The organism is Pediococcus sp. (genome assembly GCF_003533255.1).
Taxonomy (GTDB): Bacteria; Bacillota; Bacilli; order Lactobacillales; family Lactobacillaceae; genus Pediococcus; species Pediococcus parvulus.
This window is the reverse complement of sequence record NZ_DOEM01000010.1, coordinates 20,327-44,925: the sequence shown is the minus strand read 5'-3', so window position 1 is coordinate 44,925 and position 24,599 is coordinate 20,327. Positions and strand designations below refer to the sequence as shown.

Sequence of the window (24,599 nt, the reverse complement as noted above, 5' to 3'; positions counted from 1 at the left end):
GGCAATCGCTTTCCTTTTTTTGTGAACGAAATGGAGGGTCTTCTCGATGATAGATCGTACTGATAATAATAAGTTTGACTTAGTTTCAAAATATAAACCGACTGGTGATCAGCCAAAGGCAATCCAGCAGTTAGTGGCTGGAATTAATACGGGTGAAAAAGCCCAAATTTTGTTAGGGGCAACTGGGACTGGTAAAACTTTTACCATTTCTAATGTGATTCAACAAGTGAACAAGCCAACACTAGTTTTGTCACACAATAAAACTTTGGCGGGACAACTCTATGGTGAGTTCAAACAATTTTTTCCTAACAATGCTGTGGAATATTTTGTCAGCTATTACGATTATTATCAGCCCGAAGCATATGTACCATCAAGCGATACGTATATTGAAAAAGACTCTTCAATTAATGATGAAATCGATAAACTGCGGCATTCAGCCACTAGCTCATTATTGGAACGGAATGATGTCATTGTGGTGGCGTCCGTTTCTAGTATTTTTGGATTAGGTGACCCAACTGAGTATAAGAACCACACTGTATCATTACGAGTTGGCCAACAAATTGAACGGAATACGTTACTTCGTCAATTGGTTGATATCCAGTTTGAACGTAATGACATTGACTTTCAACGTGGGCGTTTTCGTGTGCATGGGGACGTTGTCGAAATTTTCCCAGCATCACATGATGAAAAAGCGTTAAGAATTGAGTTTTTTGGCGATGGAATCGATCGAATTCGCGAAGTGGACGCCTTAACTGGCGAAGTTGTTGGTGACCGTGAACACGTTGCCATCTTCCCGGCAACCCATTTTATGACAAATGAAGATCAAATGGAAGTTGCCATTCAAGGAATTGAAGCAGAGTTGAAAGATCGTTTACAGGTTTTAGAGTCTGAGGGAAAACTCCTTGAAGCTCAACGTTTAAAACAACGGACAACCTATGATGTTGAAATGATGCGTGAGATGGGTTACACCAGTGGTATTGAAAACTATTCGCGGTTTATGGACGGTCGCAAACCGGGAGAACCCCCATATACGCTGTTGGATTTCTTTCCAAAAGATTTCTTGACGGTGGTTGATGAATCGCATGTGACGATGCCACAAGTCCGTGGGATGTACAATGGTGATAGGGCACGTAAACAACAGTTAATTGATTATGGCTTCCGATTGCCAAGTGCGTTGGATAATCGACCGTTAACACTAAAAGAATTTGAACACCATGTGAATCAGATCGTTTACATGTCTGCTACTCCTGGACCTTATGAAGAAGAGCAAACGAATCATGTGGTTGAACAAATTATTCGACCAACTGGTTTATTGGATCCTGAAATTGAAGTTCGCCCAATTATGGGGCAGATGGATGACCTTGTGGGTGAAATTAATAAACGATCAGAATTAAATGAACGGGTCTTTGTGACCACTTTAACAAAGAAGATGGCAGAAGATTTGACTGACTATCTTAAAGAACTTGGAATCAAGGTTGCTTATCTGCATAGTGATATCAAAACGTTAGAGCGAACGCGGATTATTCGTGATTTACGAACGGGCAAATATGATGTTTTAGTCGGGATTAATTTATTACGTGAGGGGATTGATGTACCGGAAGTGTCGTTAGTGGCTATTTTGGATGCAGATAAGGAAGGCTTTTTGCGGAATACCCGTTCTTTAATTCAGGTTTCTGGACGAGCAGCACGAAATGTTCATGGCCGGGTTATTATGTACGCAGACAGTGTCACGCAATCGATGCAAGAAACCATTGATGAAACTGCCCGCCGTCGGAAAATTCAGGAAGCTTACAACGAAAAACACGATATCACCCCCCATACGATTAAAAAATCGATTCGGGATCTTATTTCGCCAACGAAAACAACTGAAGATACAGGTAAAAAAGATGATTTCTTAGAGACTGATTTCGACGATATGTCTAAGAAAGATCAAAAACAAATGATTGATAATCTTACTGAACAAATGCGTTCCGCGGCCAAAAAATTAGACTTCGAAACGGCAGCTACATTACGTGATACAATAATGGAATTAAAAGCCGAAATAAGTTAGGGGGTATTGATTTGGCAAACGATAAAATTGTCATTCATGGAGCTAGAGCACATAATTTAAAGGATATTGATGTCACAATCCCAAAAAATAAAATGGTTGTGATTACAGGTCTTTCAGGATCAGGAAAAAGTTCTTTGGCATTTGATACTTTGTACGCAGAAGGACAAAGACGCTATGTAGAAAGTTTGTCTGCATATGCACGTCAGTTTTTAGGCCAAATGGATAAACCAGATGTTGATTCAATTGACGGGTTAAGTCCAGCCATTTCGATTGATCAAAAAACAACCTCCAAAAATCCCCGATCAACAGTTGGGACAGTGACTGAAATTAATGACTATCTGCGATTACTATGGGCGCGTGTTGGCCACCCAATTTGTCCAAATGATGGAACTGAAATTACCAGTCAATCCGTAGAACAAATGGTGGATCGTGTTTTGGAATTGCCGGAACGCACAAAACTCCAAATTATGTCACCTATTGTTCGTGCTAAAAAAGGTCAACATAAAAAAATCTTTGAAAAAATTAAGCGTGAAGGTTTTGTCCGGGTCCGTGTGGACGGTGAAATTCATGATATTGAAGAAGAACTTGATTTAAACAAAAGCAAAATGCATACCATCGAGATTGTTATTGATCGGATTGTGATCAAAAAAGGTATTCGGTCTCGTTTGTTTGATTCCTTCGAAGCTGCGTTACGTTTAAGTGGTGGATATGCTACAGCTGACATCATTGATGGAGAACCCCTTTTGTTTTCTGAACATTATTCTTGTCCAATTTGTGGATTTACAGTGGGTGAATTAGAACCTCGTCTATTTTCATTTAATGCGCCATTTGGGGCTTGCCCAGATTGTGATGGCCTAGGAGTTAAATTGGAAGTTGATATGGATTTAGTTGTTCCGGACCCATCTAAGACTTTAAGAGAAGGGGCCTTGGCGCCTTGGAATCCAATTAGTTCTCAATACTATCCAAGTTTGCTTGAACAGGCTTGTGAGGCATTTGGGATTGATATGGATACGCCATTTGAGAAGTTAAGCAGTCAGGATCAAAAAACGGTGTTACATGGTTCAAATGGCAAGCAATTTCACTTTCATTATGAAAATGATTTTGGTGGTGTTCGTGATGTGGATGTGGCATTTGAAGGGGTCATTGAAAATGTTGATCGCCGTTATCGAGAAACAAATAGTGACTTTACCCGGGATGTTATGCGGGGCTACATGCGCGAATTAACTTGTCAGACTTGTCATGGCTATCGATTAAATCGAAAAGCCAGAAGTGTTAAAGTCATGGGCGAACATATTGGTGAAGTTTCGGCGTTGCCAATTGACGATGCCATTAACTTTTTTAACCATGTTGAGTTGTCAGAGCAAGAAAGTTCGATTGCCAAGCCAATTTTAAAAGAAATTCGTGATCGCTTAACCTTCCTCAGAAATGTTGGTCTTGAATATTTAACTTTAAGCCGGGCTTCACGAACTTTGTCTGGTGGTGAGGCACAACGAATTCGTCTTGCAACTCAAATTGGTTCAAATCTTTCTGGTGTTCTGTATATTTTGGATGAGCCGTCAATTGGGCTACATCAACGCGATAATGATCGGTTAATTGGATCGCTTAAAAAGATGCGCGATCTAGGGAATACTTTAATTATTGTTGAACATGACGAAGATACAATGCGAGCGGCTGATTATTTAATCGATATTGGTCCTGGAGCTGGTGATAACGGCGGTAAAGTAATGGCTGCTGGGACACCTGCTGAGGTTGAAAAAGTACCGACTTCTTTGACTGGTCAATATTTGGCAGGAAAGAAGTTTATTCCTGTTCCACTGAAACGGCGTAAAGGAAATGGCAAAAAAATTACAATTAAAGGTGCAGCCGAAAACAACTTAAAGAAAATTAATGTCGATTTTCCGCTGGGAAAGTTTATTGCAGTAACTGGTGTTTCGGGATCTGGTAAATCTACGTTGGTTAATATGATCTTAAAACGTGTTTTGGCACAAAAATTAAATCGTAACTCAGAAAAACCAGGTAAATATCGTTCGGTTGCTGGCGTGAAAAATATTGAAAAGATAATTAATATTGATCAAAGCCCGATTGGGCGGACGCCGCGGAGTAACCCGGCAACTTATACTAGTGTTTTTGATGATATTCGTGGTTTATTTGCCCAAACTAATGAAGCTAAACTACGTGGTTATCATAAGGGACGCTTTAGTTTTAATATCAAGGGTGGCCGTTGTGAAGCTTGTAAAGGTGACGGGATATTAAAGATTGAAATGAATTTCTTACCTGATGTTTATGTTCCATGTGAGGTTTGCAAAGGGAAACGCTATAACTCAGAAACGCTTGAAGTGAAATATAAAGGTAAGAGTATTGCTGATGTTCTGGAAATGACTGTCGAAGAAGCCTTGGACTTCTTTGAACCCATTCCAAAAATTCGGCGTAAATTACAGACCATTGTAGATGTTGGCTTAGGTTATGTGCAATTGGGGCAAGCTGCTACGACACTATCTGGTGGAGAAGCACAGCGAATGAAACTCGCTTCTGAACTGCATAAACAATCTGCAGGAAAAAGCTTTTATATTTTGGATGAACCGACTACTGGTTTGCATACCGATGACATCAAACGATTGCTTGATGTTTTACAGCGATTGGTTGATAAAGGCAATACGGTTCTAGTGATTGAACATAATTTAGATGTCATTAAGACAGCCGATTATCTAATTGATCTTGGTCCAGAAGGCGGGGCCGGTGGCGGTTCAATTGTAGCAACTGGGACTCCAGAGCAGGTGGCAGAAGTTAAAGAAAGCTATACTGGACAGTATTTGAAGCCGGTTTTGGAACGTGATAAGCAACGGACGATGGAAGTGTCAGAAACAAAAACAACTAATTAACTATAAAGGGATGGTGAAAGCAATGAATCGTGAAGATGGCTGGGGATTTGATTGGTCTGAGCTAATTACCGGGATCATTTTCCTGATCGCAGGATACTTTGTTTTTCGTTTAACACAAGTGGCAATTACCAGCTTAGCTATTGTTTTTGGAATTGCCGCGGTTGTCCGTGGTATTACAATCATTGGTGGGTACCGACGTTTAAAAAGAGCAACAGGAACTAAAGCAAACTTAGCACTTGGTTTGGGAATCGTTGATATTTTTATAGGTGCGATCTTTATGTTTGATATACCGAGTGCCATTACCTTCTTGAGTTATTTATTTGCATTTTGGTTTTTTGTTGATGTTGTTGAGCGATTGGTCGTAAGTAATCATCTGAAGATTTTTGGCAATGGTATTTATTGGTTGTCAGTTATAATTGATTTACTTCTTTTAGTAGTGGCGGTTGTACTATTAATTCGGCCGATGCTAACGATCTTGACTTTGAATGCAATTGTTGGTTTTTATCTTGTGATTTTTGGTGTAAATGCAATTATTATTGCATTTGTGCGAAAAAATAAGTGAATTAAAAAAAGTCGAAGCAAATGTGATAAAGTTGCTTCGGCTTTTTTACTAAAATAGAAACAAAGACTGGTTTTACTTAAAATGGCACACCCGGTGTGCTATAATTAGGAATCACGATCGGGGGATTTAAAATGACAGATGAAAAAATGCAATTAGTCATTGTTACTGGAATGAGTGGTGCCGGTAAAACAGTAGCTATGCAAAGTTTTGAAGATTTAGGCTTCTTCTGTGTGGATAATATGCCGCCCGCATTGTTGCCAAAATTCTGGGAACTGGTGAAAGAATCTGGAAAAATCAGTAAAGTAGCATTGGTTATCGATTTAAGATCACGTGCATTTTATGATCAAATTCTGCATATGCTGACTGATGAAAACGAAGGCTCTCCAGCTATTGAGTCCCAAATTTTATTTTTGGATACATCAGATAAAGAATTAGTTTCCCGTTATAAGGAAACTCGGCGTTCACATCCATTAGCAATGGAAGGTCGTGTTGTGGATGGTGTTCGTAAAGAACGGGAGTTATTGGCACCAATTCGTTCAAATGCGCAATACGTCATTGATACAACGACCATGACGCCACGTGAATTACGAGAACAAATTTTTGAAACTTTTGGGACTGAAGGCACAGCTGGAAACTTCCATGTTGAAGTTGTTTCATTTGGTTTTAAATACGGTTTGCCAATTGATGCTGACATCGTGATGGATGTCCGTTTCTTGCCAAATCCCTATTATGATCCAAAATTAAAAAATAAAACTGGTTTGGATAAACCTGTTTATGACTATGTTATGAAGCAACCGGTAACGGAAAAGTTTTATAGCCATTTCATTTCGCTATTGCGTTATGTCATGCCGGGGTATCAAAAAGAAGGCAAATCAACGGTTACGATTGCCATCGGGTGTACCGGTGGGCAACATCGATCAGTTGCCATAGCTCAAAGAATAGCTGATGATCTAACTGCTGATTATACTGTTCATGTTCAACATCGGGATGTGAATAAACGAAAGGAAACTGTGAACCGGTCATGACAAAGAGACAAGCAGCAAAAAACCGTCCTAAGTTTGTGGTGATTGGTGGCGGAACGGGCTTGCCCGTTATACTTAAGAGTTTAAAAAAACAAAATGCTGATATTACTGCGGTGGTTACCGTGGCTGATGATGGGGGGTCATCTGGCGTCATTCGAAATTATGTAAACGTTGTGCCGCCTGGTGATATTCGAAATGTTATTGTGGCCCTTTCTGACTTACCAAAATTGGAATTAGATATTTTTCAGTATCGTTTTAAAAGCAATGATAGCTTTTTGTCAGGCCATGCGATTGGTAACTTGATTATTGCAGCCTTGTCAGAAATGAAGTCTGGTGTTTTTACAGCAGTGCAAGAACTTTCTGAAATGATGAAAGTCGATGGGCACATTTACCCGGCTTCAAACGAACCATTAGTTTTGCATGCTGAATTTACTGATGGGACACAATTAGCAGGTGAGTCAGAAATTACGGCGGCGCACAAAACCATCAAACGGGTTTGGGTTGAGCCAACTTCTTGGAATGCTGACGAAAAGCCACATGCCGTTCAGGAAGCCATTGATGCCATTTTAGATGCTGATGAAATCATTTTAGGCCCCGGCAGTTTGTTTACCAGTATTTTGCCCAATCTTATGATTTCAAATATCGGGGATGCAGTCCTAAAAACTAAAGCTGAAGTTATCTATATTTGCAATATTATGACGCAAAAAGGTGAGACTGATAACTTTACGGATTCTGACCATGTCGCAGTTTTGAACCGCCATTTAGGTCAAAACTTTGTGGATACCGTTTTGGTAAACACGGCAAAAGTGCCTGACGATTATATGGACTATAATCGTTATGATGAATATTCGACACAAGTTCGGCCTGATTTTAAAGGATTACGTGCCCAAAATTGTCGAGTTGTTTCAGATAACTTTTTGTGTTTACGTGATCATGGCGCGTTTCATGATGGGGATCGGGTTGCAGAAGAATTATTAAACGTTGCGGGTAATCCTAAGGCCTGTAATTAAATTTTGTGAAGGGAGGGATTTTCGTGTCTTATGCGAGTGAAGTAAAAAAGGAATTAACGGGGATTAAGGTACATCAACAAAACGCAAAAGCAGAGTTAATGGCGTTGATTCGTATGAATGGATCAATTAATTTGGCCCATCATCAATTAGTTCTGAGCGTTCAAACCGAAAATCCTGCCATTGCGCGCAGAATTTATGCACTGTTAAAGGATTTTTATTCCGTTGAGGGTGAACTAATTGTTCGACGCAAAATGAAATTGAAGAAAAACAATTTGTACATTGTGCGTTTAATGACAAGGTCCCAGGCAATTTTAGAGGATTTGTCAATTTTGGCCGATGGTTATCAAATTAATGAAAAGGTTCCGGATGGTTTATTAACGACGGAAGGCGAAATCCGCTCATATTTACGTGGTGCTTTTTTGGCGGGAGGCTCAGTTAATAACCCAGAGACTAGTCGGTATCATTTGGAAATTTATTCTCTTTACGAAACTCACAATGCCATGATTATGGACTGGATGAACCGTTATGATTTGAATGCTCGAGCGACAGAAAGGCGAAGTGGTTACATTGTTTATCTGAAAGAGGCAGAGCAAATCGCTAATTTCTTGTCTTTAATTGGAGCAACAAATTCAATGCTGAAATTTGAAGACATTCGGATTTTGCGTGACATGCGCAATTCTGTAAATCGACTGGTAAATTGTGAAAATGCCAATTTATCCAAAGTAGCCAATGCATCCAGTAAGCAAATTAACAATATCAGATATATTGATGAGGTTGTTGGTATCAATAGTTTGCCACCCAAACTGCAAGAGGTCGCTGAGGCTAGGTTGGCCAATCAAGAAGTGAGTTTAAAGGAATTAGGAGAATTAATTCCGAGTGGTGCAATTTCTAAGTCAGGTATTAATCATCGATTACGTAAACTCAATGAATATGCAGAAAAATTGCGAGCTTAAACTAAAAAATGGTGTGGATTTTAAAATCCACACCATTTTTGTTTGCTCAGATTACTTTAAATCTGAATTGTTTTGCATAATTGCATCGATCAGACCGTAGTCAACAGCTTCTTGGGCTGTGAAGTAATGATCACGTTCCGTATCGCGATTAATGTTCTTCAAAGGCTGACCAGAATTATCTGCCAAAATTTTGTTCAATTCTTTACGAGTCTTCAAAATTTCAGTTGCTGCAATTTCAATTTCAGTTTGTTGTCCTTGAGCACCACCGGATGGTTGGTGAATCAAAACTTCTGAATGAGGCAATGCGAAACGTTTGCCCTTTGTACCAGAAGAAGCCAGAACACTTGCCATGGATGCTGCCATTCCCATTACAATGGTTTGGACATCGGATTTGATGAACCGCATGGTATCATAAATCGCGAGTCCAGCTGTAACTACACCACCTGGTGAGTTAATGTAAAGATAAATATCTTTATCAGAATCCTGAGCGTCTAGGAATAAAAGCTGGGCAATGATTGAGTTTGCAACATCATCATCAATTGGGCCAGAGAGCATGATGATTCGGTCTTTTAGTAAACGGGAATAAATATCATAAGCACGTTCGCCACGTGATGACTGTTCAATAACTGTTGGAACTAAGTTCATAACTTAGCAACCTCCCTTTAAAATTCATCTTAATTTTATTAGCTCATCGCTAACATGTTTACAGCTTACCGCTATGGTCAAAAAAGGTCAAACAATTTAACTCAACTGAAGAAAAGTTTTTCAACGTAATCGGTTACGCTTCAAAGTCTATAATTTAGCACAAAAATAAGAATTTTGCTACTAGTAAATATTAGGCTAACAGGTAGCACGAAACATGAAATACGGCAGTGGTTACTCATGAAAACTGTATTGATAAATGAGCTGAAATCGAAGTAGATTAAGTATACGAGGGAATTTTTAAAAAATAAATTGAAAAGTTAATTTTTATACACTATAATCAAGTCGTTATAGTACAACATTTATTTAATTGAGTATGTTTGTGTACAAAATAGAATAATGTAAGTGCTATCTTTATTTGAGGTTGATAAATAGGTACATATAAAAAAAGAGGTTAGTGCTATGGCAAAAAGTTCGCGGAAACAACGTGTTGCAAATTATGAGGCAACTACAAAAGAGCATTTTAAGATGTATAAAAAAGGCAAACGCTGGCTAGTGGCTGGCATAGCGGTTCTAAGTTTTGGTACAGGGGTAGTTACTTCGTCTAATGTGCATGCTGATACAAATAATAATGTGATTGAGTCTAGCACGGAAAAAAGTAGTTCATCTAGTGTGACGACTAGCGCCGCAACATCTGAGATAGCAGCTTGATCCGCGGCATCGGATTCAGATAACAGTGGTATGGCAAGGACAGGCGTTTCGTCTGCGGTAACGAATAGTGTGGCGGAAAGTGCGATGTCATCCGGTTCTGTTGCATCCAAAAGTTCAAATACAAGCAATAGCGGCATAGCTTCAAATACTTTAGGTACATCAAGTATGGCATCTCAGAGTTCCGAGGTAGCAAGTGGTGCACCAGTCAGTGAAACGAATGATTCTAGTCAAGCATCAGATGATAGTGTGACACAAAGTAGCAGTAGATTAGGTGCAGAAAGTGCGTCATCGGAAGCAAGTGACCTCACAAATGAGTCAACAGGTAGTGCTGATACGCCAACAACTGATACCACCATCACTGCGGATCAGCAGAAAGCTATTAATAATTTAATTGCTTTAGGAAAAGACAACGGGATTGATTTGTCAAATATAAGTGAATCTAGTTTGCTGGCCGCTGCTTGGGATACTAAAACGAATACGGTAAATTCATACTATACTGATATGTTACCGTTACAGCCAGATTTTGTACTGGCTGCTCTTAAAGGTATGGATGAATCAAACAATTTAAATGCTGTTCAACATACCGGATATGCAGTTAATCCATACAATTATACTGACAAATCTGCAGTAACGGTTGATATTGGTCAAGGAACCATTACAGTAAATAAGTTAAATGGCGTCTCAAGTACAGATGAACAATATACTAGCTTAGCAAATGATGATACGATTACCATTAGTGATTTTTCAGAGATTACTTCGGCAATGGTTAGCAATATTACACAAACTGATGAAAAAATTGTTTTTACTTTAACTAACGAGGGGTTAAACCTGCTCACTAGTGGTAATTTTAGTGCGATTTTGGCTTTTCAGATGGTTAGTGCTGATAATACCGCCGGTTATGTTGAGGTCTTTGGTGTGACTGCACCGATATCAGTGGGCGTTACTGGTATTGCTGATACAGCGAAGAATACTGAAGGCATTGAGGAGACTGGTACAATTGGAACAAATCAACTTTATTATGCAGTTGAGACAGCCTTGGCTAACGACAATCTCCCACAAGATGATAAGTGGAGTAGCAAAACTGGTTCAATTTTATTGCCTAATGGTACTTTAGCTGTTAATTTAAAAGAATTGTCAGGTTTTCAAATTGATTTGACTAAAAATAAATTGATTCCAACAAACTCGATTCCAATTAGTAGTGAATTTTGGACAATTTCTCAGAATAGTGATGGCGACTATATTGCAACATTTACGGGTACTTTTTATAACAATCCGAATCCCGTTAAACCAAGTGAAGCTAATAATTGGCATTTTGGTTATACTCCGGTAGCAGCTGTAGGCATCAGTTATACAGGTGTACCGGCAACCGTAACTGTTCATTATGAAGATGAAAATGGTGTTGCAGTTGCAACTGATGAAGTGTTAACTCAAGGGACTGTATATGGAACCTACAAAGCAGATGCACCAACAATTCCGGGCTATGAAATTGATACGGATACGCCAACTTCTGGAGAGATTACTGACCCTAATCAAGTAGTCACTATTAAGTATATTGCAGATGCACAAACGAGTTATGTGCAGTACGTTGATGACGACAATAATGATGTGCAAGTTGGCGCATTGGTTCCTATTAATGGAACTACTAATGAAACTGTCAATTGGAATACGAGTGACAGTATACCGTCAGGTTATCAACTAGCCGAAAATCAAGTGGCAAATGGTACTTATACTTTTGGCGCAAGTGACAACGCAAATGTGGTAGTTCATTTAGTTCATGTGCATACGATAAGTAATGAAAAGAATACAACTGATACGGTAACTTACGCGGGGATTGATGGGGTGAGTCTCACTAGTAATTCAGTCACAATTCAGTGGACATCTGATACTGACGAGGTAACAAAGGACGTTGTTTGGACAAGTGATGCAAGTACTACAACAATTCAAACCCCTATAATTTCTGGATATTCTCCTGATAAGTCACAGGTAGTCTTTACAAATGTAACTGAAAAAGATGGAGAGCCAGCTAATCAAACGCAGGAAGTTATATATACCGCAACCAATCATGGTTACACAGTGACACCGGTTGATCCAACAGGTAAGCCGATTACAGGGACCACACCTAGTCAAGAAACAGGTGTCACTGGACAACCAGTGACAGTGCCAGATGTACCCGGATATCAGGTAACAGCAATACCTATAATTCCGGATGCTGATTCAGAAGTGAAAGTTGTGTATGTACCTATTTCAAAAAAAATTACACAACATAAAGGTAACAAGCCAAGCTCAAATTTCATTAAGCATTCTTCTACCAAAGCTAACGTAGCGAAAAAACTTGCAGAATCTAGAACGCTTAGCCAAGAAAAAGTGGAACGAACTGCAAAGGTTAAAAGAACCGGTAAAAGTAATAGTGAAACTTCTATTTTGCCTCAAACAGGTGAAAAAGAAACAAATATTTTTGTTCTTATAGGTTATGAACTTCTTATTCTACTTGGCCTTTTTGGGACTTTAGGAAAGCAACGTAAACAGCATAATTTAAAATAGTATTTTTTGAATCTTGGTTCTAAATAATAATCGCTCCATAGGTGATTGGAAATGTCATCTATGGAGCGATTATTTTATCAGTGTCGTTCATTGTTATTCTTGTACCACAATTGGTTTCAGTTGACTTATTATAGTTAGTGTTAAATAATAGATTGAATTATGAACACCCTTTCAATGGTGAAACAGTGCTTGTTTTACAGAATCAATCTAATTTCAGGGTACAAAAAAATGCGCCATGCGGGAGTCGAACCCGCGTTTCGAGAACCGGAATCTCACGTGCGATCCACTACACTAACGGCGCAAATTACCTTTTAATTTTACTGTATTAATATTAAAAACACAAGTTTATTTAATCGAGGTGATTAGTTTGGCGCTTCAACAAGGCCTTCATCAGCAACAAAAACAAGTTCAACGGTTAGCAATGACGCAAACTTTACAACAATCAATCCAGATTCTGCAATACAACGTTGAAGAATTACAAAACTTTTTAAACCAGAAGGCACTTGAGAATCCATTAATCACTGTGACGACTAATCACGATGATTATATGAATAGTTCACGACAAAATTCTTCAAGCCAATCAGTTGATGAAAATTACATGAATCAAATTCCAGATGATACACGTCAGTCACTTTTTGAATATTTATTGGATCAAGTGCATTTAACGATGCGTGACACACCCTTACGTAATTTAGTTTTGTTCTTAATAGAATCCATTGATAATAATGGTTATCTAAAAATGCCAATCGAAGAGGCGATGGAAAAAACTGGGGCTAATAAAGTGGACATTGTCGATGCTGTTACGTTGATTCAACAGCTAGATCCTCCAGGTGTTGGTGCAAAGAATCTTCAAGAATGTTTGCTACTGCAAGCAGAGAATGATGACTGGGCACCAAAGGCGGCAGTAGAAATTCTAAGAGATAACTTTGACGAACTCGCCAATCGAAAATGGCAGGCAATAGCTAAAGAGCAGAATGTGACGCTGGAGGAGATTCAAACTGTATTTGATTACGTGCGCACACTGACTCCTAAACCGGGTGCTTTATTTAATTCGGAAGGTTCGCAATATATTTTTCCGGATCTAATTGTAAAAAATGAAGCAGGAAAGTTAAGCATTTATACATCAAGAGCAGCAAAACCCAAAGTTCATTTTCAAAAAAAATATTTTCAGCAAATGTTGCAACGTAAGGACGACGAAGTAACAGATTATGTAAAAGAAAAGAAACGAGAATTTGACTGGATATCTCGTAGTTTGGATCAACGAGAGAGTACTATTCTCCGGGTGGGAAAAGTATTACTGGAATATCAACAAGATTTTTTCCTTGAAAAAACCAAAGAATTGCGTCCACTGTTATTACAGGATGTTGCGTTGAAACTGGGGTTACATGAATCCACAATTAGTCGTTCAGTCAACGGGAAATATTTACAAACTCGTTTTGGAACTTTTGAATTAAAGTCATTCTTTAGTAGTGCGGTTGCAAAGACAGATGCATCTCCAGAAGGGTTATCAGTAGATTCCGTTAAGAGACTGCTTCAGAAGTTTATCCATGAGGAAAATAAAAGCAAACCACTGTCAGATGCAAAAATTGTTAAGAAACTTGCAGAAAAAAATATTGAAGTTTCAAGAAGAACGGTAGCTAAATATCGGGAAAGCTTGAACATTGCATCCTCTTCAACACGTAAACGTTATGAATAGTGTTAATTAAGGACCGACAGCGAATTTTTCTAGGCTTTGAGTTGCAATAGTGGCTGTCTCCTGATATAATTCAATATGTAAGTAAGGGGTATACAACTGAAGTAGTTCAGGTCTGTATGCCATTTATTTTGAATCTGTCGGGTCACTAAATGACGCATGTGGACGTCAAACGTCCCGACTGGGAGCAATGATCATGCAAAACGAGTTGAAATGGCTGGAAGCCATCGCACCAGATATGGTAGATGTGTTTTTGAAGCGTTTTTCGGTTCTACGGACGATCGCTTTAATGGCTCCCATTGGCAGACGAGGCTTATCGGTTCATCTTAATATGAGCGAACGTGGGTTAAGAACTCATACTGATATGCTTAGACAGTTGGACTTGATACAGTCGTCACCCGCCGGAATGACATTAACTAGGGAAGGCCGTTTAGTTTTAGACGGTTTGAACGATATGGTTAATGATATGCTTGGTTTACAGCAGTCAGAAAGAGACCTAGCAATGTTACTAAACATTGATCGTTGTTTTATTGTTTCTGGAGATTGTGATGCCCAAGACAGGGTGTTTGATAGTTTGGGAGGAATTCTAAACGATACACTTGCAAAAATCTTGCCAGAGGGTAATAATGTAATAGTGGTTATGGGTGGTAACACAATGGCACAAGTTGCTAAAGAGTTTTCACCAGAATTATCCACAAAACGCCAACTCACATTTGTTCCTGGGCGTGGTGGTATGGGACAATCACTTGCGATGCAAGCTAATACAGTTTGTGCAATTATGGCGGAACGGACACATGGTGAGAGCCAGTCAATGTATCTGCCAGAGAAGTTGAGTGAAAAAAGTTACCAGCCGTTGCTAGAAGAACCAAGTGTTCAGTTAGTTCTTCAATTAATTGAGCAAAGTAACGTTGTGATTCATGGCATTGGACGAGCCGACGAGATGGCTGAGAGACGAGAGGTTGATCCAACCATTCTCCAACTTCTCGAGCAAAAGAAAGCAGTCGGAGAAGCCTTTGGTTGTTTTTACAATCAGCAAGGTGACATCGTCTATCGGGTACCTCGAATTGGGTTACAATTAGAGCGTATCAATTCAATCGATCATGTTTTTGCGGTTGCAGGTGGGCATACAAAAGCGCAAGCAATTCGTTCTTACATGAATTTAGCACCACATCAGACATGTTTGATGACTGATGAAGGTGCAGCAAACTTGATTTTAAAAAAGTAATATTTGTTTACAAATATCACTTTTTAAAATAAAAAAATTATTTTTTTACTTTCCTAAAGGAGGAAATCTTAGTATGACTGTAAAGATTGGTATTAATGGTTTTGGACGTATCGGTCGTTTAGCTTTCCGTCGTATTTATGAATTAGGCGCAAAGTCAAATGATATCGAAGTTGTGGCTATCAATGATTTGACAAGTCCAGCAATGTTGGCACACTTATTGAAGTATGACTCAACACATGGTACTTTCCCTGGTGAGGTTAGCGCAACAGAAGACTCCATCATCGTTGATGGCAAGAAATACCGTGTTTACGCAGAACCTAAAGCACAAGATATTCCATGGGTTAAGGCTGACGGTGTTGACTTTGTTCTTGAATGTACAGGTTTCTATACATCAAAGGCAAAATCACAAGCTCATTTGGATGCTGGCGCAAAACGTGTTCTGATTTCTGCTCCTGCTGGTAACGACCTTAAGACTGTTGTTTACAACGTTAATGATGACGTTTTGACTGCAGATGACAAGATTGTTTCTGCTGGTTCATGTACAACAAACTGTTTAGCACCTATGGCTTACTTCTTAAACCAAGAATTTGGTATTGAAGTAGGTACTATGACAACAATCCATGCTTACACAAGTACACAAATGTTACTTGATGGCCCAGTTCGTGGTGGAAACTTACGTGCTGCTCGTGCTGCTGGTGTTAACACAATTCCTCATTCAACTGGTGCTGCAAAGGCTATTGGTCTTGTAATCCCAGAATTGAATGGTAAATTACAAGGACATGCACAACGTGTTGGTGTTGTTGATGGTTCATTGACAGAATTAGTATCTATCTTAGGTAAGAACGTTACTGCTGACGAAGTTAATGCTGCAATCAAGAAACATACTGAAAACAACGAATCATTTGGTTACAACGAAGACGAAATCGTATCTAGTGATGTTATCGGAACTACATTCGGTTCAATCTTTGACCCAACACAAACTGAAGTTACAACCGCTGGAGACAAACAATTAGTTAAAACTGTTGCTTGGTACGACAACGAATATGGCTTCACTTGCCAAATGGTACGTACTTTATTGAAGTTTGCTACTCTCTAGGATTAAATTAATCTTTAAGTTTGCAGATTTCAAAACCGTCTAACGGTTTAAGGCGGAGGGAGGCAAACTTCCTCCGCCTTTTTTAATTTAAAAATACATGAAATTTCTTAAACAGGAGGAATTAACTTTGGCTAAATTAACAGTTTCAGATTTAGACGTTAACGACAAAAAAGTTTTAATGCGTGTTGATTTTAACGTCCCTGTAAAAGACGGTGTAATTGGTGATGATAACCGTGTTGTGGCTGCATTACCAACCATCAAATATATTATTGAACATAATGGTAAAGCTATCTTGTTCTCACATCTTGGCCGTGTAAAGACTGAAGATGACAAGAAGGCTTTAACAATGCGTCCAGTTGCACAACGTTTGTCAGATCTTTTGGGCAAACCTGTAACTTTTGTACCAGCAACTCATGGCAAACAATTAGAAGATGCCATTGCTGATATGAAAGATGGCGATGTTCTTTTGTTTGAAAACACTCGTTTTGAAGATCTTGACGGCAAGAAGGAAAGCGGCAATGATGCTAAGTTAGGTCAATACTGGGCTTCACTTGGTGACGAGTTTGTAAATGATGCTTTTGGTACAGCTCATCGTTCACATGCATCCAACGTTGGTATTTCAACAGCTATGAAAGCTGCTGGTAAACCAGTTGCAGCTGGTTTCTTAATGGAAAAGGAAATTAAATTCTTAGGAAACGCTGTTGATAATCCAAAGCATCCATTCGTTGCTATTTTGGGTGGTGCTAAGGTTTCTGACAAGATTGGTGTTATTGATCACTTACTTGATAAAGCTGATAAAGTTATTATCGGTGGTGGTATGACATATACCTTCTATGCAGCTAAGGGACTTAAAATTGGTAATTCACTTGTTGAAAAAGACAAGATTGATTTAGCAAAACAAATTTTGGCTAAAGCTGGTGACAAGATTGTGCTTCCTACAGACAATGTTGTTGCTGAAAAGTTTGATAACGATGTGCCAAACAAAGTCGTTGAGGGAGATATTCCTGATGGCTACATGGCTCTTGATATCGGACCTAAATCAATCAAGGCATTTGAAGATGTTTTGAAAGATGCTAAAACAGTTGTTTGGAATGGCCCAATGGGTGTATTCGAAATGAGTAACTATGCTAAAGGAACTCTTGAAGTTGGTAAGTTCTTAGGCACATTATCTGACGCAACTACAATTGTTGGTGGTGGTGATTCAACTGCTGCTGTTAAACAACTTGGTGTTGGCGACAAGTTAACTCATATTTCTACTGGTGGTGGTGCTTCCCTTGAGTACCTTGAAGGAAAAACATTACCAGGAATTGCAGCTATTTCAGATAAATAGGCAAATAGTGAGCTTGAAAACCAATTCAGGCTCTTTGCCGTGAAATGACTGAGATTTGTTATCAATGAAAGGAAGTATTATTGTGCGTACACCAATTATTGCTGGAAACTGGAAAATGAATAAGAACCCTAAGGAAACAACCGAATTTGTCAACGCTGTTAAAGCAGATTTACCTGCAAGCGACAAAGTTGAATCAGTTATCGGTGCTCCTGCAGTTGATTTACAAGCTTTATTAGATGCCGCTAAAGGCTCTAACCTAAAAGTTGCTGCTGAAAACAGTTATTTTGAAGACGAAGGTGCTTTTACTGGTGAGACTTCACCTAAAGTTCTTTCTGAAATGGGCGTTGATTATGTAATTATCGGCCATTCAGAACGTCGTCAATATTTCAAGGAAACTGACGAAGACATCAACAAAAAAGCTAAAGCAATCTTTGCTAACAACATGTTACCAATCATTTGCTGTGGTGAAACTTTAGAACAACGTGAAGCTGGCCAAACAAATGACTGGGTTTCAGGCCAAATCACAAACGCTCTTAAGGGCTTATCTGCAGACCAAGTGGCATCACTTGTAATTGCTTACGAACCAATCTGGGCTATTGGAACTGGTAAAACAGCTTCAAGTGATCAAGCACAAGAAGTTTGTCACGTACTTCGTGAAACTGTTGCTAAGTTATATGACCAAACAACCGCTTCTAAAGTTCGTATCCAATACGGTGGTAGTGTAAAACCTGCTAACGTGAAGGAATTAATGGGCAAAGAAGACATCGATGGTGGATTAGTCGGTGGTGCAAGTCTAGTTCCTGACTCATTCTTGGAATTAGTTAACTTTAATGCTTAATTTTAGAGCAGTTTTGTAATACAATTGATCTGTAACAGAATTTACTAAATTTAGTGAGGAGAAATTACAATATGTCACTTATTACTGATATTTATGCACGTCAGGTTTTAGATTCACGTGGTAACCCAACTGTTGAAGTTGAATTATATACAGAAGATGGCGGCTTTGGCCGTGGAATCGTTCCTTCTGGTGCTTCAACTGGTGAACATGAAGCTGTTGAACTTCGTGATGGCGACAAGAGCAAGTTCATGGGCCAAGGCGTAACCAAGGCTGTGGAAAATGTTAACAAGTTAATTGCTAAGGAAATCGTTGGTTATGAAGTAACTGACCAATTAGCAATTGACCAAGCTATGATCAAGCTTGATGGTACACCAAACAAGGCTAAATTGGGTGCTAACGCAATCCTTGGTGTTTCTTTGGCTGCTGCACGTGCTGCTGCTGATGAACTCCAAATTCCTTTGTATAACTACTTAGGTGGATTCAATGCACACGTTTTACCAACACCAATGTTGAACGTTATCAACGGTGGAAAACATGCAAACAATGATGTTGACTTCCAAGAATTCATGATCATGCCTGTTGGTGCACCAACAATTACAGAAGCAATTCGTTGGTCATCAGAAACATTCCACAACTTAAAGAACTTGTTAAACGAACAAGGATACTCTACAGCTGTTGGTGATGAAGGTGGATTTGCTCCTGACTTGAAGAACAATGAGGAACCATTCGAAATCCTTGTTGAAGCTATCAAGCGTGCTGGTTACAAACCAGGTAAGGATATTGCAATTGCCTTTGACTGTGCTGCATCAGAATTCTACAATACTGAAACAAAGAAGTATGACTTAAAGGGTGACGGCAAGTCATATACTGCTTCAGAATTTGTTGACTTACTTGACAGCATTGTTGACAAATACCCAGTTGTTTCCATCGAAGATCCTTTGGATGAAAACGAATGGGAAGATTGGCAAATGGCTACTGAAAAACTTGGTAAGAAAGTTCAGATCGTTGGTGATGACTTGTTCGTTACAAACACTGACTACCTTGCTAAGGGAATCAAGATGGGCGTTGGTAATGCTATCTTGATCAAGTTGAACCAAATTGGTACATTAACAGAAACTGTTAATGCTATTGAAATGGCTAAAGAAGCTGGCTATACAGCAATCGTTTCACATCGTTCTGGTGAAACAGAAGATACAACAATTGCTGACTTAGTTGTTGCTTTGAACGCTGGTCAGATCAAGACTGGTTCAATGAGCCGTACTGAGCGTATTGCTAAGTACAACCAATTGATGCGTATTGAAGATCAATTAGGTGAAGTTGCACAATACAAGGGTATCCATGCATTTTACAACTTAAGCGAACAAGCACGTAACGCAATTACAAACAAGTAATTCTACGTTTACCAACTAGTTCATTAAGAGTCATTCGGTTTATACCGAATGGCTCTTTTTTGGGTTTGCTAATAAGTAAAAAAGTGTAAAATAGAATAAAAAGCCGTGAAGAAGGTAAACAATATGCAGGAGAACTTATCTTTATTTGATTTTGACGAACAGCAGGAGGCGGTACTGATGCCTGGCCATGATGGTCCATTTCAGTTTCATGCAAAAGCTATTTTTCCTTTTTTAAGTGATAGCGACATTTTGCAATTTGTGACGACGCATAATGGTAAACAAATCGGTATTTTTGAAACGATTACAAAAACTTTTCCTGTATACGAATGCTTGTACCAAAATGAGCTTCTTACGGTTGCTCAAGCGCCATTAGGGGCACCAGCAGCGACACAATTTTTAGATTTCTTAATTTATTTTGGCGTACGGCAAGTTATCAGCGTCGGTAGTTGTGGGGTTCTAGTAGATATACCAGAAAATAAATTTCTGGTTTCAACGGTGGCGTTACGCGACGAAGGGACTTCTTTTCACTACGCACCTAAGAGCGACTTCATTAAATTGAATCAATCCGTTATCAGCACTATCGAGCAGAGTTTAAAAGAGCACCACTTAAACTTTCATGAAGTACAAACGTGGACGACAGACGGATTCTTTCGGGAAACGCCCAAAGTTATTCAAAAACGAAAGGCACAAGGTTGTGAAGTTGTAGAAATGGAGTGTGCGGCATTGGCGGCATGTGCACAATTTCGAAAAGTAGACTTTGGTCAAATTTTCTTTACAGCCGATTCTTTAGCAAATTTGAAAGCTTATAATGAACGAAGTTGGGGTGCCCAGTCGCAAGAAAAGGGCCTAACACTTGCCGCCGAATTAGTACAAGCACTTTAAATTACAGGGAACGGAGCAATCATATGGTAGAGAACTACATATTATCAATTGATGAGGGAACCACCAGCACGCGGGCGATAATCTTTGATCATCAAGGTCAAAAGGTGGTTGATGCTCAACGTGAAATCCCACAAAACTTTCCTAATCCTGGGTGGGTTGAACATGATGCGAACGAAATTTGGGACGCTGTGTTATCAACGATTGCCGACGCCCTGATTAAATCACGAATTCGGCCTTCGCAAATTAAAGGAATTGGAATTACTAACCAGCGGGAAACCACAGTCATTTGGGATAAGAAAACAGGGTTGCCAATTTATAATGCGATCGTTTGGCAATCACGGCAAACGGCAGATATTGCCAATGAATTGATTTTGGCTGGTTATCAGCAAGAAATTCATCAAAAAACAGGTTTAATTGTGGATGCATATTTTTCAGCTACCAAAATTCGCTGGATTCTTGATCATGTACCTAATGCTCAGAAACGAGCAGAAAATGGCGAGTTGCTATTTGGCACCATCGACACTTGGCTGGTTTGGAAATTAACTGGTGGCGAGGTTCATGTGACTGATTATTCCAACGCCAGCCGGACAATGCTATTCAATATTCACGACTTAAAGTGGGATTCAGATATTTTGAAACTACTTAATATTCCACGGGTGCTCTTACCCAACGTAAAATCAAACTCAGAAATTTATGGGTACACAAAAGATTATCATTTTTTTGGTAGCGAAGTGCCAATTTCTGGTATGGCAGGAGATCAGCAGGCAGCTTTATTTGGGCAAATGGCGTTTGAACCTGGCATGGTAAAAAATACGTACGGTACCGGTGCATTTGTGGTGATGAATACCGGCAAAAAGCCTCAGTTGTCTGATCATAATTTACTGACCACTATTGCTTATGGCATTAATAATCAAATTTATTATGCACTTGAGGGCAGTATATTTGTGGCCGGGTCTGCTATTCAGTGGCTGCGTGACGGTATGCAATTACTCAAGAATTCTGCCGATTCTGAACAAGCGGCCAACGCATCTACTGATCGAAATGAAATTTATGTGGTGCCCGCATTTACCGGACTTGGGGCTCCGTATTGGGATTCAGTGACGCGTGGAGCCGTGTTTGGGATCACCCGTGGAACCACGAAAAATGATTTTATAAAGGCAACTTTACAGTCGCTTGCTTATCAAACGCGTGATGTTGTGGATACGATGAAGCACGATGCTGACGTTAAGATACCTATGCTTAAAGTTGATGGTGGGGCTTCACATAACAACTATCTAATGCGATTTCAAGCGGATATTTTAGGAATTGAAATTGACCGAGCGGCGGATTTGGAAACGACGGCTTTAGGAGCGGCTTTTTTAGCAGGACTAGGTGTTGGGTTTTGGAAAAATATTGAAGATATCAAAAGCATTTATAAAACGGGCCAAATCTTTTTGCCTGATATGAATGAAGAGGAACGCCAGAACCTTTATTCCGGTTGGCAAGAGGCTGTGCAAGCCGCACAATCATTCAGGCATCAACCATATCGAAAAAAGTGAAACGAAAGACAGTGGCAAAAAGGTGGTTGGACCGTGCGTTAGTCTGGCGACTACTCAGTATTTAGGAAGCTTATTAGTAAAACCCACTAATAAGCTTGTATCTTTCGGACGATGACCATTCTTGTGGCTTCAAATCAAGCCGCAAGAACTGGCTGCAAAAAATCTGTTTTACTTACATTTTAGTAATAATATTCTGGAAATATAAAGAGACCATACCCAAAATATACTTTTTGCCTGGTCTTTTTTTCGTGACCGTATTTTGGTGATATACTGAATAAGAAGAGAAAAGAATTGAGATGAAGATATGCAGTGGCAAGGTTCCTTAGATAATAAAAAAAGTTCACCAGATGATACAAGGTTGGTGTCAATTCTAAAGGGTTGTTTGACTGGTGCTTTGGCCGGTTTAGTGGTGAGCGTGTTTCGCTTGGCGATTGTACAAAGCTTAAAATTAGTGACGATTGTTTATGATCAAATTTCCCACAATTGGACTATATTGCCAATTTGGCTACTGGTCGTGTTGGGTTTGGCTGTTGTAGTGGGATATTTAGGAAAACAGTTTCCAGAAATAAAAGGATCGGGGATCCCCCAAGTTGAAGGCCAATTGTCTGGAAATTTGGAGTATCCCTGGTGGTCAATCCTGTGGCGTAAATTTATCGGTGGTATTCTGGCAATTGGGCCTGGCTTATTTCTTGGTCGTGAAGGACCCTCAATTCAGTTAGGAGCAACCATTGGTCAGGGATACGCTGAATTGACACATGAATCAGAAGTTAATCGACGCGTATTTATTGCAAGTGGAGCGGCAGCAGGTCTGTCTGCGGCATTTAGTGCACCCATTGCGAGCACGTTGTTTGTTCTAGAGGAAGTTTATCATAATTTTTCACCGTTAATTTGGACAACTGCTCTAGCAAGTGCAATCGCTTCTAACTTTGTTTCAACCGTATTTTTTGGTTTAACTCCAGTTTTATATATTGTTTATACCAAAACATTGCCGCTGACGATGTATCCTCATTTGTTGTTTCTTGGGATTTTTTTGGGAGTAATGGGATTCGTCTACCAGCGTGTTTTATTGAAGATGGGGGATTGGTACGAATATCTTATTAAATTACCAAAATGGTTGTTTGGCATGGTGCCCTTTATTTTAGTGATTCCAATTGGTTTATTGGTTCCAAATTTATTAGGCGGGGGCAATAGTATTATTTTGAATATTGCTGGGCATACACCGGGACTTCTAATTTTGCTTGGCATTTTTATTTTACGCTTTGTTTTCTCCATGATTTCTTATGGATCTGGTTTGCCTGGAGGAATTTTCTTGCCTATCCTGTCTTTAGGAGCAATTCTGGGGGCAATTTATGGTCAAACCATGATTTGGTTAGGTATTTTTCCAGCGAGTTATCTCACAAACTTTATTATTATTGCAATGGCTGGTTATTTTGCCGGAATTGGTAAGGCGCCATTTACGGCCATCCTATTGATAACTGAAATGGTTGGTACCCTTCATCATTTGATGCCACTGGCTATCGTTTCGATCACGGCATATGTAGTGGTTGATTTATTAGGTGGTGCACCAATTTATGAATCTTTGCTGCACAAGATTGTAAAACCGAGTGTTCCTAATGCTACGGGGAAACTGGATCGGGTAGAATTTCCAGTTTTTGCAGAGTCATACATGGTAGGCCATCAAGTCCGTGATTTTCAGTGGCCTCAAAATAGTTTGTTGATTGCGATTCGACGTGGAGAACGGGAAGTTATTCCTCATGGTGATACCTTGCTGATTGCGGGCGATACTTTGGTTGTTACCACGAATCATCGTAATCGCGGCAATCTCTTACATTTATTACACCAGCTTCCGATGCAAACGAAGTAGTGGTTTGTTAGAGAAAGTTAGTGGTAGGACTGGAAAAAAAAGGTAAACTATGATAAATTATAGAGGATATACTACAAGTTTAGGTAGGAGGTTGCTACTTGTATAATTTATTAATGACAATATTATTGGTTGTTTCCGTTTTGATTATCTTTGCGGTAATGATGCAACCAGCAAAAACGGATAATGCGTTATCATCTCTTACAGGTGGTGCGGACGATCTTTTTGCTCAGTCAAAACCACGTGGATTCGAAGCATTTATGCAAAAAGTAACGTTAGTATTGGGGATTATTTTCTTTGCGGTTGCGATCGCAATGGTTTACGTTTCATCACACTAACGGTTAAGCCTCCTGTGTTTCGCAGGAGGCTTTTAAT

The 24,599-nt window shown here is 39.4% G+C and carries 19 protein-coding genes and 1 tRNA gene; 18 read left to right on the top strand and 2 right to left on the bottom strand.

Translation table 11 applies throughout. The features are described 5' to 3' along the window. Positions 1-46: 46 nt before the first annotated feature. The 6 genes from uvrB to whiA all read left to right on the top strand — a co-directional run bounded on the left by uvrB (position 47) and on the right by whiA (position 8,476). Positions 47-2,050: an excinuclease ABC subunit UvrB gene (gene uvrB, locus DD627_RS03430; RefSeq protein ID WP_260274844.1), complete on the top strand. Its 2,004-nt coding sequence runs from the start codon at positions 47-49 to the stop codon at positions 2,048-2,050. An 11-nt stretch (positions 2,051-2,061) separates the two neighbouring features. Next, positions 2,062-4,929 carry an excinuclease ABC subunit UvrA gene (uvrA, locus tag DD627_RS03425; RefSeq protein ID WP_057784352.1) on the top strand — a complete coding sequence of 956 codons (2,868 nt, stop codon included), beginning with the start codon at positions 2,062-2,064 and terminating at the stop codon, positions 4,927-4,929. A 22-nt stretch (positions 4,930-4,951) separates the two neighbouring features. Then, on the top strand, positions 4,952-5,491 hold the full coding sequence (locus DD627_RS03420; protein ID WP_260274845.1) for an HdeD family acid-resistance protein: 540 nt from the start codon (positions 4,952-4,954) through the stop codon (positions 5,489-5,491). Positions 5,492-5,622: 131 nt separating this feature from the next. Next, entirely contained in the window at positions 5,623-6,516 is an 894-nt protein-coding gene (gene rapZ / locus DD627_RS03415) for an RNase adapter RapZ (protein WP_068804813.1), read from the top strand. Then, complete coding sequence (mgfK, locus tag DD627_RS03410; protein ID WP_260274846.1) at positions 6,513-7,523, top strand: gluconeogenesis morphogenetic factor MgfK; 1,011 nt, start codon at positions 6,513-6,515, stop codon at positions 7,521-7,523. The genes rapZ and mgfK overlap by 4 nt, the downstream gene beginning before the upstream one ends. A gap of 23 nt (positions 7,524-7,546) precedes the next feature. Continuing rightward, on the top strand, positions 7,547-8,476 hold the full coding sequence (whiA, locus tag DD627_RS03405; RefSeq protein ID WP_057784356.1) for a DNA-binding protein WhiA: 930 nt from the start codon (positions 7,547-7,549) through the stop codon (positions 8,474-8,476). Positions 8,477-8,527: 51 nt separating this feature from the next. On the opposite strand, the gene clpP is transcribed toward whiA, so the two are convergent. Further along, the gene (clpP, locus tag DD627_RS03400) at positions 8,528-9,121 is read right to left on the bottom strand and encodes an ATP-dependent Clp endopeptidase proteolytic subunit ClpP (RefSeq protein ID WP_147206683.1); all 594 of its coding nucleotides are present in this window, start codon (positions 9,119-9,121) and stop codon (positions 8,528-8,530) included. 459 nt (positions 9,122-9,580) lie between these two features. Here clpP and DD627_RS03395 point away from each other — a divergent pair, with 459 nt between their 5' ends. Further along, on the top strand, positions 9,581-9,829 hold the full coding sequence (locus DD627_RS03395; protein WP_260274847.1) for a KxYKxGKxW signal peptide domain-containing protein: 249 nt from the start codon (positions 9,581-9,583) through the stop codon (positions 9,827-9,829). Between the two features lie 30 nt (positions 9,830-9,859). Next, positions 9,860-12,370 (top strand): MucBP domain-containing protein, encoded by a 2,511-nt coding sequence (locus tag DD627_RS03390; RefSeq protein ID WP_260274848.1) that lies wholly within the window; start codon positions 9,860-9,862, stop codon positions 12,368-12,370. A gap of 229 nt (positions 12,371-12,599) precedes the next feature. Here DD627_RS03390 and DD627_RS03385 read toward each other — a convergent pair. Next, positions 12,600-12,671, bottom strand: a tRNA-Arg gene (locus DD627_RS03385). A gap of 66 nt (positions 12,672-12,737) precedes the next feature. Here DD627_RS03385 and rpoN point away from each other — a divergent pair. The 10 genes from rpoN (at position 12,738) to secG (ending at position 24,562) form a co-directional block, all read left to right on the top strand. Beyond that, complete coding sequence (gene rpoN / locus DD627_RS03380) at positions 12,738-14,066, top strand: RNA polymerase factor sigma-54 (RefSeq protein ID WP_260274849.1); 1,329 nt, start codon at positions 12,738-12,740, stop codon at positions 14,064-14,066. Between the two features lie 193 nt (positions 14,067-14,259). Then, positions 14,260-15,288 carry a sugar-binding transcriptional regulator gene (locus DD627_RS03375; protein WP_260274850.1) on the top strand — a complete coding sequence of 343 codons (1,029 nt, stop codon included), beginning with the start codon at positions 14,260-14,262 and terminating at the stop codon, positions 15,286-15,288. A 73-nt stretch (positions 15,289-15,361) separates the two neighbouring features. Next, entirely contained in the window at positions 15,362-16,384 is a 1,023-nt protein-coding gene (gene gap / locus DD627_RS03370) for a type I glyceraldehyde-3-phosphate dehydrogenase (protein WP_057806716.1), read from the top strand. Between the two features lie 127 nt (positions 16,385-16,511). Continuing rightward, entirely contained in the window at positions 16,512-17,714 is a 1,203-nt protein-coding gene (locus DD627_RS03365) for a phosphoglycerate kinase (protein ID WP_057784281.1), read from the top strand. A gap of 82 nt (positions 17,715-17,796) precedes the next feature. Then, a complete protein-coding gene (gene tpiA / locus DD627_RS03360; RefSeq protein WP_057784283.1) occupies positions 17,797-18,552 on the top strand; it encodes a triose-phosphate isomerase in 756 nt (251 codons plus the stop codon). Between the two features lie 71 nt (positions 18,553-18,623). Continuing rightward, positions 18,624-19,943 (top strand): phosphopyruvate hydratase, encoded by a 1,320-nt coding sequence (gene eno / locus DD627_RS03355; protein WP_057784285.1) that lies wholly within the window; start codon positions 18,624-18,626, stop codon positions 19,941-19,943. Between the two features lie 123 nt (positions 19,944-20,066). Continuing rightward, positions 20,067-20,825: a nucleoside phosphorylase gene (locus DD627_RS03350; protein WP_260266932.1), complete on the top strand. Its 759-nt coding sequence runs from the start codon at positions 20,067-20,069 to the stop codon at positions 20,823-20,825. A gap of 23 nt (positions 20,826-20,848) precedes the next feature. Then, the gene (gene glpK / locus DD627_RS03345; RefSeq protein ID WP_260274851.1) at positions 20,849-22,363 is read left to right on the top strand and encodes a glycerol kinase GlpK; all 1,515 of its coding nucleotides are present in this window, start codon (positions 20,849-20,851) and stop codon (positions 22,361-22,363) included. Positions 22,364-22,667: 304 nt separating this feature from the next. Next, a complete protein-coding gene (locus DD627_RS03340; RefSeq protein WP_260274852.1) occupies positions 22,668-24,227 on the top strand; it encodes a ClC family H(+)/Cl(-) exchange transporter in 1,560 nt (519 codons plus the stop codon). Between the two features lie 98 nt (positions 24,228-24,325). Next, the gene (gene secG, locus DD627_RS03335; RefSeq protein WP_057784293.1) at positions 24,326-24,562 is read left to right on the top strand and encodes a preprotein translocase subunit SecG; all 237 of its coding nucleotides are present in this window, start codon (positions 24,326-24,328) and stop codon (positions 24,560-24,562) included. Positions 24,563-24,599 lie beyond the last annotated feature (37 nt).